Source organism: Histidinibacterium lentulum, from assembly GCF_003789055.1.
GTDB lineage: Bacteria > Pseudomonadota > Alphaproteobacteria > Rhodobacterales > Rhodobacteraceae > Oceanicola > Oceanicola lentulus.
In genome coordinates this window covers 346,745-358,061 of the sequence record NZ_ML119085.1, presented here as the reverse complement: position 1 = coordinate 358,061, position 11,317 = coordinate 346,745, and the positions used below count along the sequence as shown (strand labels likewise).

The 11,317-nt window shown below is 67.6% G+C and carries 11 protein-coding genes; 8 read left to right on the top strand and 3 right to left on the bottom strand.

The window, feature by feature from the left end:
• Positions 1-251: 251 nt before the first annotated feature.
• From EAT49_RS12305 to ubiE, 3 genes are all read right to left on the bottom strand, one after another.
• Positions 252-659 carry a DUF1428 domain-containing protein gene (locus tag EAT49_RS12305; RefSeq protein WP_123642621.1) on the bottom strand — a complete coding sequence of 136 codons (408 nt, stop codon included), beginning with the start codon at positions 657-659 and terminating at the stop codon, positions 252-254.
• A 360-nt stretch (positions 660-1,019) separates the two neighbouring features.
• A complete protein-coding gene (gene ubiB, locus EAT49_RS12300) occupies positions 1,020-2,549 on the bottom strand; it encodes a 2-polyprenylphenol 6-hydroxylase (RefSeq protein WP_123642620.1) in 1,530 nt (509 codons plus the stop codon).
• On the bottom strand, positions 2,550-3,308 hold the full coding sequence (gene ubiE / locus EAT49_RS12295; protein ID WP_123642619.1) for a bifunctional demethylmenaquinone methyltransferase/2-methoxy-6-polyprenyl-1,4-benzoquinol methylase UbiE: 759 nt from the start codon (positions 3,306-3,308) through the stop codon (positions 2,550-2,552). It abuts the gene before it with no gap.
• Between the two features lie 65 nt (positions 3,309-3,373).
• Between ubiE and mutM the strand changes: the two genes are divergently transcribed.
• The 8 genes from mutM (at position 3,374) to EAT49_RS12255 (ending at position 11,299) form a co-directional block, all read left to right on the top strand.
• A complete protein-coding gene (gene mutM / locus EAT49_RS12290) occupies positions 3,374-4,225 on the top strand; it encodes a bifunctional DNA-formamidopyrimidine glycosylase/DNA-(apurinic or apyrimidinic site) lyase (protein WP_123642618.1) in 852 nt (283 codons plus the stop codon).
• Positions 4,226-4,290: 65 nt separating this feature from the next.
• Positions 4,291-5,067: an enoyl-CoA hydratase-related protein gene (locus EAT49_RS12285; RefSeq protein WP_123642617.1), complete on the top strand. Its 777-nt coding sequence runs from the start codon at positions 4,291-4,293 to the stop codon at positions 5,065-5,067.
• 140 nt (positions 5,068-5,207) lie between these two features.
• Complete coding sequence (gene rpsT, locus EAT49_RS12280; protein ID WP_123642616.1) at positions 5,208-5,471, top strand: 30S ribosomal protein S20; 264 nt, start codon at positions 5,208-5,210, stop codon at positions 5,469-5,471.
• 604 nt (positions 5,472-6,075) lie between these two features.
• Positions 6,076-7,416, top strand: coding sequence for a chromosomal replication initiator protein DnaA (gene dnaA / locus EAT49_RS12275; protein ID WP_221181457.1), 1,341 nt, complete (start codon positions 6,076-6,078; stop codon positions 7,414-7,416).
• A gap of 129 nt (positions 7,417-7,545) precedes the next feature.
• Positions 7,546-8,664 (top strand): DNA polymerase III subunit beta, encoded by a 1,119-nt coding sequence (gene dnaN / locus EAT49_RS12270; protein ID WP_123642614.1) that lies wholly within the window; start codon positions 7,546-7,548, stop codon positions 8,662-8,664.
• A gap of 122 nt (positions 8,665-8,786) precedes the next feature.
• A complete protein-coding gene (recF, locus tag EAT49_RS12265) occupies positions 8,787-9,893 on the top strand; it encodes a DNA replication/repair protein RecF (RefSeq protein WP_123642613.1) in 1,107 nt (368 codons plus the stop codon).
• Between the two features lie 207 nt (positions 9,894-10,100).
• Positions 10,101-10,628, top strand: a complete 528-nt coding sequence (locus EAT49_RS12260; RefSeq protein WP_123642612.1) for a GNAT family N-acetyltransferase — start codon at positions 10,101-10,103, stop codon at positions 10,626-10,628.
• A gap of 50 nt (positions 10,629-10,678) precedes the next feature.
• A complete protein-coding gene (locus EAT49_RS12255; RefSeq protein WP_123642611.1) occupies positions 10,679-11,299 on the top strand; it encodes a LysE family translocator in 621 nt (206 codons plus the stop codon).
• Positions 11,300-11,317 lie beyond the last annotated feature (18 nt).

Genomic DNA, 11,317 nt, shown 5'->3' with positions numbered 1-11,317 from the left:
ACATCCTCGCCCGGATCGGCGACCACAAGATCAACCGCCTCGACGACCTGCTGCCGTGGAACTGGGTGCCGCTCACTCAGGAGGACAAGGCCGTCGCCTGAGCTGCGGTCCTAACCGGCCGGTTACGAAGAACCACGCAAGATCACGAGAGAATCAGAGGTCAGAACGGGCCGATGCCCTTGCAGAAGACTGCGGAGGTCGTCTCGGTGCGCCGGATACCGGCTCTTCGAACAAGGCTACCGCCGCCTGCGTCAACCGATGTCGAGTTCGACGACAAAGCCACCTGCGATGAGCTTGCTACCATCGAAGATCGGTTCTTCGTCCATCGTGCCCTGGATGCGTGGGTCTGAGACCACGGCCTCGACTCCTCGGTCACGAGCCTCGCGGTTTGGCCACTCCGTGATCGAAACAACGACTGTCTCGCCTTCGACCGCGCCTGCAAGTTTTCGGAAGTTTGGCAGATTCCCCACGCCATATGTGGCCATCGCATCCCTTGCGTGAAAATCTGCGTCAGCGCTGGCGTCGTCATCATGCCAGAAATCCGTCACACGTGACGCTCCAAATTCGCGATATATCTCAGCTATCCGTTCGGAAAATTTAAGATAGGCTTTCCGGCGACAGGTGGGAACGGGCACGATTGTGATGTCGCAAAATGGCATGGGCACAATCCAAGGGTATCCGTAAAGCTTCCCCGATCTATTCTATCCGTACAAGGTCGCAGCTGCACGAAGCGGACGAGCGCCCTTCCGGTAATCGAGACCGGGTCGCTCGCGAACTGCACATCTGACGAGGGGGCATGCATCTTGGCGCAGCTCCTCGGCATCGCCTCGCGCGACCCCTCGAAACAGGTGCGGCCGCCCGGGCCGCATGATGCCGCGTCCCCGATACGGTCTGCTGTGACGGCCTCGGCCTCTCGGGTTGTGCTCGCGCGCGGCGAATACCGAACCCTACTCCGTGCCGTTGCCATGGCACCGCCCACGCAGTTGAGGTCCCTCGCCCGGCCGCCGGCGCGGCGGGTCTCAGAGCAGCTGCCCGAGCAAGACGCCGGCAATCACGAGGCCGCCGCCAAGCGCCATGCCGCCGAGGAGGGCCATCGTTGTCCGGCGGGGCGGCGGCCGGGCCGGCCGCGAGCGCTCCACCAGCGCCAGCCGCGCCGCCTCGGGAAGGCGGGGACCGAACCGCGCCAGAACCTGCGCCGTCCGGGCGAGGTCCCGCGCCAGGGCCGTCGGACCGATGCTCTTCTTGATGTAGTCCTCGACCGTCGGTCGCGCGACCTCCCAGATGTTCATGTGCGGATCGAGAGAGCGGGCCACGCCTTCGACCACCACCATCGTCCGCTGCAGCAGGATCAGCTCGGTACGGGTCTCCATCCCGAACCGCTCTGTCACCTCGAAGAGATAGGCCAGGAGCCGCCCCATCGAGATGCGCGAGGCGTCCATGCCGAAGATGGGCTCGCCCACCGCACGCAGGGCGCGGCTGAATTCCTCGATGTCCCGGTCGGGTGGAACGTAGCCCGCCTCGAAATGGACCTCCGCGACGCGCCGGTAATCGCGCCGGATGAACCCGAAGAGGATCTGAGCGTAGACCCGGCGCGTGTACTCGTCGATATGGCCCATGATCCCGAAATCGAGGGCGATGATGTCGCCGTTCGCCCCGACCTTCAGGTTCCCCTGGTGCATGTCACCGTGAAACATGCCGTCGCGCAGGGCATGACGCAGGAACAGCTCGAGCACGCGGGCGGCGAGGCGCTTGCGGTCGTGTCCCGCCGCATCCAGCGCCTCCACGTCGCCCATGCTGACGCCCTCGACCCAGTCCTGGGTCATCACGCGCCGGGCCGACAGCGCCCAGCGAATGCGGGGAATGCGGAATCCCTCGTCCCTTTCGGTATTCACGGCGAATTCCGACGCGGCGGAGCTTTCCAGCCGCAGGTCGAGTTCTCCCAGAACCACGCCCTCGAAATGGGCGATAACGTCCATCGGCCGCAGCCGCCGCGAGGAGGGCGAAAGCAGCTCGATCATGCGCGCCGCGAAATAGAAGGCGTCGATGTCGCGGCGGAAGGCGCGCTCAATGCCCGGGCGCAGGACCTTGACCGCGACCGCCTCTCCGCTGCCCCGCAGCCGCGCCTTGTGCACCTGCGCGATCGAGGCGGCGGCCACCGGTTCCGAGACGTGTTCGAACACGTCATCGACGCGCACGCCCAGTTCCCGCTCCATCTCCGCGCGGGCGGCGGCGAGGGGGAAGGGCGGAAGCTTGTCCTGCAGCACCCGGAGCTGCCGAGCCAGCGTGTCGCCCACCACGTCGGGACGCGTCGACATGACCTGTCCGAACTTGATGTAGGCGGGGCCCAGCGCCGTCAGCGCCCGGGTCGCGGGCGGCATCGACGGATCGCCCCTCAGGCCCAGCCACTGCACCGGCCAAGTCAGGCCGCGCACAACCAGCCGCAGAAGCGGCGGCGCGTCGAGAGCCTCCAGGATCACGCGCATCGCGCCGGTGCGTTCGAACGTGGCCCCGGTCCGGATCAGGCGAAAGATGTTGTGGGGGCCGCGCACCTACAGTTTCCAGCCGGAGTGCAGGCAGGCCACGCCCATGCTGAGATTGCGATAGGCCGCGTTCCCGAACCCCGCCGCGCGCACCATGGCAAGGAATGTCTCCTGGTCGGGGAACCGCCGGATCGATTCGACGAGGTACTGGTAGCTGTCCCGGTCCCCTGTCACGGCCTGCCCCATGCGGGGAATGACGTTGAAGGAATAGAGATCGTAGGCCTTCTGCAGCATCGGCACGGGCACGCGGCTGAATTCCAGCACCATGAGCCGCCCGCCGGGCCTGAGCACGCGGAACGCCTCCGACAGCGCCACCTCGGGCCGGGTCACGTTCCGGATGCCGAAGGAGATCGTGTAGACGTCGAAGCTCGCGTCGTCGAAGGGCAGGGCCATCGCATCGCCGGTCACCCAGTCGAGCCGGTCCGACAGGGCCTCGGCCTCGGCCCGCTTGCGGCCCTCCTCCAGCATCGGCGTCGTGAGGTCGAGCACCGTGGCGGTGGCGTCGCCCGCCCGTCGCAGGAAGCGGAAGGCGATGTCGCCCGTGCCGCCGGCCACGTCGAGCAGCCGCTGCCCGGGCCGGGGCGCCAGCCAGTCCATCATCGCGTCCTTCCAGAGCCGGTGGATGCCGCCGCTCATCAGGTCGTTCATCACGTCGTAGCGGCTGGCGACGGAGCTGAAGACGCCGCGGACCCGCCCCGCCTTCTCGGCCTCGGGGACGGTCTGATATCCGAAATGGGTGGTGCTCTCCGGCGCGGTCTCGTCGGTCATGGGCTCTTGCGATCCTCTCGTGCCGCGCCTTTCTATAGGCCCCGCACGGGGGAAGAAAGCGCACCATGCCCGAATTGCCAGAAGTCGAGACAGTGCGCCGCGGCCTTGCCCCCGCCATGGAGGGCGCGGTCATCGCCCGGGCGCAGGTCAACCGCCCCGATCTGCGCTGGCCCCTGCCGGAGCGGATGGCCGAGCGGCTGACCGGGCGGCGCGTGACGCGGCTCGGGCGCCGCTCGAAATACCTGCTCGCGGGCCTGGACGACGGGCAGACGCTCATCGTGCACCTGGGCATGTCGGGGCGGATGCTGGTCTCGGGCTATCGGATCGGCACCTTTCACCACGACCACCCCGCACCGGCCAGGCACGATCATGTCCTGCTCGACATGAACAACGGTGCCCGCATCACCTTCAACGACGCCCGCCGCTTCGGCGCGATGGACCTCGTGCCGACGCAGGATCTCGAGCGTCACTGGCTGATCCGCGATCTCGGGCCCGAGCCCATGGGCAACGGCTTCTCCGAGGCTTACCTCACTGCGCGGCTGCGGGGCCGAATGACCCCGATCAAGTCGGCTCTGCTCGATCAGCGGATCGTGGCGGGCCTCGGCAATATCTATGTGTGCGAGGCGCTCCACCGCGCAGGGATCAGCCCCCTGCGCAAGGCCGGCCGCATCGCCCCCGCGCGGGTGGCGGGCCTCGTGCCCGTGATCCGGGAGGTTCTGTCGGAGGCCATCGACGCAGGCGGCTCCTCCCTGCGCGACCACCGGCAGGCGGACGGGGAGCTGGGCTATTTTCAGCACACCTTCCGGGTCTATGGCCGAGAGGGTGGTCCCTGTCCTGGCAACGGCTGCGGCGGCACGATCCGACGTGTCGTGCAGTCGGGTCGGTCGTCCTTCTATTGCCCTCTGTGTCAAAGATAGCTTGAACCCGCGGACGCCTTTGCTAAGCCTGACCGACGCAGACGCCGGCACAAGGACCAAATCCAATGGCCTACGAGACCATCGTCGTCGACATCTCCGACGACGTCTGCACGATCACCCTGAACCGACCCGACGTGAAGAACGCTCTGAACGCGAAGCTTTTGAGCGAGCTGGTCGCGGCCCTCGAGGACGCCGACCGCAGCGACAAGGTGCGCTGCATCGTCATCACCGGCTCGGAGAAGGACTTCGCCGCCGGGGCGGACATCGCCGAGATGGCCGACAAGAGCTTCGTCGACATGTATGCGCGCCAGGTCTTCGCCCGCGAGGGGGAGAGAATCGCCGGCGTGCGCAAGCCGATGATCGCCGCCGTGGCGGGCTATGCTCTGGGCGGCGGCTGCGAGCTTGCCATGATGTGCGATTTCATCATCGCCGCTGATACCGCCAAGTTCGGCCAGCCCGAGATCAATCTCGGCATCCTCGCGGGGCTCGGCGGCACGCAACGCCTGACCCGCCTCGTGGGCAAGTCGAAGTCCATGGACATGCACCTGACCGGCCGCTTCATGGATGCCGAGGAGGCGGAGCGTTCGGGCCTCGTCAGCCGCGTCGTTCCCGCCAAGAAGCTGAAGGACGAGGCGCTGGCCGCGGCCCACAAGATCGCGGAGAAGTCCCTGCTGGCCACGACGTCGGTCAAGGATGCCGTGAATCGGGCAGAGGAGATGTCGCTGTCGGAGGGTCTGCGCTACGAGCGCGCGCTCTTCTACGCGCTCTTTTCCACGGACGATCAGGCGGAGGGCATGATGGCCTTCCGCGAGAAGCGCGAAGCCCAGTTCCGGGACAAGTAGCCGCTGGACTTCCGGTTCGTCGTCGGCTAAGCGCGCCGCCACATGCGCGTGCTGCCCGCTCAGGCAAGAGATGTCGGCCTTCCTCCGGGACGGCGCCGGACGGTATGCGTGAACTCGGATAGACCGTACCGGAGAGACACATGGCGAATTCGCCCCAAGCCAAGAAGCGCGCCCGCCAGAACGAGCGCAACTATGCCATCAACAAGGCCCGCCGCTCGCGCATCCGCACCTTCCTGCGCCGCGTCGAGGAAGCCATCGCCTCCGGCGACAAGGAAGCAGCAGCCTCGGCCCTGCGCACGGCTCAGCCGGAACTGATGCGCGGTGTGACCAAGGGCGTCTTTCACAAGAACACCGCCGCGCGGAAGATGTCGCGCCTGTCCTCGCGGGTGAAGGCCCTCGGCTGATATCCGCCCGGGCCGACTCGCGTCCGGAACCCCGACCTGCCGAAGCGCGCCTTGAACGGCGCGCTTTGTCATTTTTGCAACAGCATTGTGACGGGATTTGAAGGGATTCAATAGCCTTCGGGATTCTCGAAAACGGCGGACCGGGCAATCCCGAAGTCAAGGCTGTTGTTCAGTTGAAAGGCTTCGAAACCCCTTGCTAGCTTGGCCCTGCGATTCACGAGCGCAAACCTGGGGGAGAGCGCCGGAGCTGCTGCAAGGGACCGATTTCGAGGAGGGGGCTTCTACCCCATTCTCTAGTCGTGGCCGCAGTCTTCTGGCGTTCAAGGCGTAGAACGGAGAACGGGCCCGAGGCAAGGCCCGTAACGCTCCGCGACACGCGAGCGGAGAGGGGCCAATCCCCGACCCGTCCTGCCGAAGCGGAAGACCGGTCGACCCGGTTTCCGTGATGCTGGTCCTGCTGCGGGACCGGCTCCGGCGAGCGAGAGACCTGTCCGGACCGGGCGGCCAAGCGGCTGCCTGGACAGGCATTCTCTGCCAGGCCAGCGCCATGAACGTGCGGGCATGCCCGCGACGGGAAGGCAGAACAATGCGGGCTGGGGCCGGAATGACACAAGCGGACTGGACAGTGGTGAAAGATGAACTGCGTCAGGTATTCGGAGAGAACAACTACGCGAACTGGATCGCTCCGCTGACCTACCGGTCGCTCGACGCCGGCGTGCTCACCTGCTCGGTTCCATCCAACTTCATCGGCAACTACGTCTCGCAGAACTTTGCGGATCGCATCGTCGCCCAGCTTGCCCGGCACGGACACGAGGTCGACCGGCTGTCCTTCGAAGTCCGGCGGTCAGACGGTCCGCGCCAGGCCGCCCCGGCGGCGGCTCCGGCACAGGCGCGGTCGAGCCTTGTCGAAAGCGCCAAGCTCGACACCCGATTCACGTTCGACACCTTCGTCGTCGGAAAGCCCAACGCCCTGGCCCATGCCGCCGCGCGCCGCGTGGCCGAAGGCGGGCCCGTAGCCTTCAATCCCCTGTTCCTCTATGGCGGCGTCGGCCTCGGCAAGACTCATCTGATGCACGCCATCGCTCACGAGCTGCGGACCAACATGCCGCATCTCGATGTGCTCTACCTCTCCGCCGACCAGTTCATGTACCGCTTCGTGACTGCCCTGCGCGAGCGCAAGATCATGGACTTCAAGCAGCTGTTCCGGTCCGTCGACGTGCTCATGGTCGATGACGTGCAGTTCCTCGCAGGAAAAGACAGCACGCAGGAAGAGTTCTTCCACACGTTCAACGCCCTCGTGGACCAGTCGAAGCAGGTCATCATCTCCGCCGATCGCGCGCCGTCCGACATCAAGGACCTCGAGGGCCGGATCTCCTCGCGCCTCGCCTCGGGGCTGGTGGTGGACCTGCATCCCACGGATTACGAACTGCGGCTCGGCATCCTGCAGTCGAAGGTCGAGCAGTACCGGGAGCAATATCCGGGCCTCACCGTCGCACCCGGCGTGCTGGAATACCTGGCGCACCGGATCTCGACCAACGTGCGGGTGCTCGAAGGTGCGCTGACGCGGCTCTTCGCCTTCGCGAGCCTCGTCGGCAAGACAATCGACCACGAACTGGTCCAAGACTGTCTTGCCGACATCCTGCGCACCTCCGACCGCAAGATCACGGTGGAGGAAATCCAGCGGAAGGTGGCCGAGCATTACAACATCCGCCTGAGCGACCTCGTGGGACCGCGCCGGATGCGCAGCTTCGCCCGCCCGCGGCAGGTGGCGATGTGGCTCGCCAAGACCCTGACCAGCCGGTCCCTGCCGGAGATCGGCAAGCGGTTCGGTGGGCGCGATCACACCACGATCATGCATGGTGTTCGCAAGATCGAGGAACTGCGCCAGACCGACAGCTGCATCGCGGACGATCTCGAACTGCTGCGCCGCGCGCTCGAGGAATAGGGCCCGGCGCGACGGCGCTTGACGCTCCTGCAACACTGACGGACTCTCCCGCGAAATGGCTTGCCCGGCCCGCTTGCGCGTGTAGCGTGAGCGTCCCGGCGAAGGGCCTCAGAGGGACGGAGCGAGGACATGAAACTCTCCATCGAACGCGGTGCGCTGATGAAGGCCGTGGCGCAGGCCCAGTCGGTCGTCGAGAGGCGGAACACGATCCCGATCCTGGCCAACGTCCTGATCGAGGCCGAGGGCGACACGGTACAGTTCCGCGCCACCGATCTCGACGTCGAGGTGGTGGACCGCGCGCCCGCCCAGGTGGAGCGGGCGGGGGCGACGACGGTCTCGGCGGTCACGCTGAACGAGATCGTGCGCAAGCTGCCGGACGGCGCGCTTGTCACCCTCTCCGAGGACGGGGCTTCGGGGCGGCTGCAGATCACCGCGGGGCGGTCGGATTTCAAGCTGGCGACGCTGCCGCGCGAGGATTTCCCGGTCATGGCCTCGTCGGAATACGCCTGCAACTTCGCCGCCCCCGCGCCGGTGCTGCGGCGGCTCTTCGACAAGTCGAAATTCGCGATCTCCACCGAGGAGACGCGCTACTATCTCAACGGCGTCTACATGCATGTGGCCGATACGGAGGCGGGGCCGCGGCTGCGCTGCGTGGCGACCGACGGGCACCGGCTGGCGCGGATCGACGCGCCCCTGCCCGAGGGCGCGGCGGGGATGCCCGGGGTGATCGTCCCGAGGAAGACGGTGGGGGAGCTCAGGAAGCTGCTCGACGACGACGAGATGGAGATCGCGGTGTCGGTCAGCGAGACGAAGGTCCGCTTCGCCACGCCGAACATCACGCTGACCTCGAAGGTGATCGACGGGACCTTTCCGGACTACAGCCGGGTCATTCCGACCGGGAACACGAAGCAGCTGGAGGTGGATGCCAGCGATTTCGCCAAGGCGGTGGACCGGGTCGCGACGGTGAGCTCGGAGCGGAGCCGCGCGGTGAAGATGAGCCTCGACGAGGACCGGCTGGTGCTCTCGGTGAACGCGCCCGATGCGGGGGCGGCGGAGGAGGAGCTGGCGGTCGCCTACGGGGACGAGAAGCTGGAGATCGGATTCAACGCGAAATACCTGCTGGAGATCGCGAGCCAGGTGGACAAGGAGAACGCGATCTTCCTGTTCAATTCCTCGGGCGATCCCACGCTGATGCGCGAGGGGGACGATACCTCGGCGGTCTACGTGGTCATGCCGATGCGGGTGTGAGGCGGGCGAATTTTCGTACGAAAATTCGCGGCCGGCGCCGGCGTCCACGTGTGGACGCCCCGTCAAGACACGGAAGATAAACGGAAATCCCTGTGGACGCGCGGAGGCGTTAACCTTTTGCCATGGTCGCCGTCACCGCCCTGAGCCTCTCGCATTTCCGCAGCCACCGCCGCGCGCGGATGACCGCGGACGGCCGGCCCGTCGCGATCTTCGGCCCCAACGGCGCGGGCAAGACGAACCTTCTCGAGGCGCTCTCGATCCTCAGCCCCGGGCGCGGGCTGCGCCGGGCGAGCGCAGAGGAGATGGCACGGAGGCCCGAAAGCCTCGGCTGGAAGATCGCCGCCGATCTGGCCGCCCCCGACGGGCTGCACGAGATCGAGACCTGGTCCGAGGGCGCCGCCGCGCGGCAGGTGCGGATAGACGGCAAGGCCGCGCCGCAGCTGGCGCTGGGGCGGCTGGTGCGGGTGCTCTGGCTGATCCCGTCCATGGACCGGCTGTGGATCGAGGGTGCGGACGGGCGGCGCCGCTTCCTCGACCGGGCCGCGTTGAGTTTCCGGCCTGATCATGGCGAGGCGGTGCTGACCTACGAGAAGGCCATGCGCGAGCGTAACCGCCTCCTGAAGGACGAGGTGCGCAACGCGGGCTGGTATGCCGCGCTGGAGGCCCGCATGGCCGAGGCCGGCGCCCGCATCCAGGCCGCCCGCGCCGAGACGCTGACGGTGCTCTCTGAGGCGCAGGAGGGGGCGGAGACCGCCTTTCCGGCCGCGACCCTGTCGCTGGAACAGCCCGAGGGCGACCTGCCGGAGGGGGCGGAGGATCTCGCCCGCGCCCTGGCCGAGGGGCGAGGGCGCGACATGGCGGCGGGGCGGACCCTGACCGGGCCGCACCGCACCGACCTTGCCGCCGTCTATACCGAGAAGGGCGTGCCCGCTCGCGACTGTTCGACGGGCGAGCAGAAAGCGCTGCTGATCTCGCTGATCCTCGCCAATGCCCGCGCGCTGGCGCACCGCGTCGGCGCGCCACCGCTTCTGTTGCTGGACGAGGTAGCGGCCCATCTGGATTCCTCCCGCCGCGCGGCGCTGTACGAGGAGATCCTCGCGCTGGGCGCCCAGGCATGGATGACGGGCACCGGACCGGAGCTCTTCGCCGAGTTCGGCGACCGGGCGCAATATCTCGAAGTGACCGAAGCGGATGGCGTGTCGGACGTGGCGGTGGCGGGGGGGTCGTGACCATGGAGGGCACCGCGCGATCCGGGTCCTTCGTTTCGCCGCCTTCGGCGGCGACCCGCCGGGGGAGGCGCTGCCTCCCCCGGACCCCCACCGGGATATTTCCCGCCAGAAAAATGGGGGGCGGAGAGCACGGGTGGAGAGAGCCGGGCGTTTGACAGGACGAGGTCGGCCGTCCATGTCCGGCGGCGCGACCTTGGAGAGGTGCAGATGAAGATTGAACGGATCGAGGAGGCGCGGCTGACACCGACCGACGAGGCGGAGATCGCCGCGCTTCTGCGGCGGTGCTTCGTGACGGATTTCGGGGATCGCAGCTATTTCGTCCAGCGCCATCATGTCCGGATCGTGGCGCGGGACGCGGGCGCGATCGTGGGGCAGATGGGCCTTGGCCTCCGCGCGATCCGCATGGGCGAGCGGCTGGTGGATATCGTGGGCCTGGGCGATGTCTGCACCGCGCCCGAGCGGCGGGGCGAGGGGATCGCCTCGAGGCTGATGGAGGCCGCGATCGCCGAGGCGCGGGCGATGCCGGCGGAGTTCTTCGTCCTGTTCGGCGACCGTCCGCTCTATGCCGGGGCGGGGTTCGAGGCCCACCGCAACGTCCTGCGCTTCGTCGACATGGAGGGCGCGCGGACGAATGGCCTCGAGCACCGCAGGCAGGGCGGGCTGATGGTGCTGCCGCTGGGCGATGCGGTGTGGGACGGGGCGGCGGAGGTCGATCTTCTCGGCTGGCTCTTCTGAGGCATCCGGGGGGCCTTCCGCCCGGGTCCGCCGCGGCGTAAGCCGGCACCATGACGATTACCCTGTCGCAGATGGCGCTCTATGCCGGGGCGCTCCTGATCCTGTTCCTGACGCCCGGCCCGGTCTGGGTGGCGCTGACGGCGCGCGCCCTCGCGGGCGGCTTTCACGCGGCCTGGCCGCTGGCCCTCGGCGTCGTGGTGGGCGACGTGCTCTGGCCGTTCCTGGCGATCCTCGGCGTGACGTGGATCGTGTCGGTCTTCTCCGGCTTTCTCGAGGCGCTGAAATGGGTGGCGGCAGCGACCTTCGTGATCATGGGGGTGCTGATCTGGCGCCATGCCGACACGGACCTCAGCGCCGACAGCCGCCTGACGCGGCCCGGGATGTGGGCGGGTTTTCTGGCGGGTCTCGCGGTGATCCTCGGCAATCCGAAGGCGATCCTGTTCTACATGGGCGTCCTGCCGGGGTTCTTCGACCTTACCGCCCTGACCCTGCCGGACATGCTGGCGATCGCCGGTCTGTCGGCAGTGGTGCCGCTGGTCGGAAACCTCGTTCTGGCGGGCATGATCGGGCAGGTGCGGCGGCTTCTGGCCTCGCCGGGGGCGGTGCGGCGCACCAACCGGATCGCGGGGGCGGCGCTGGTCGGGGTGGGGCTGGTCATCCCCCTCACCTGACCCACGAAATCTGGCGGT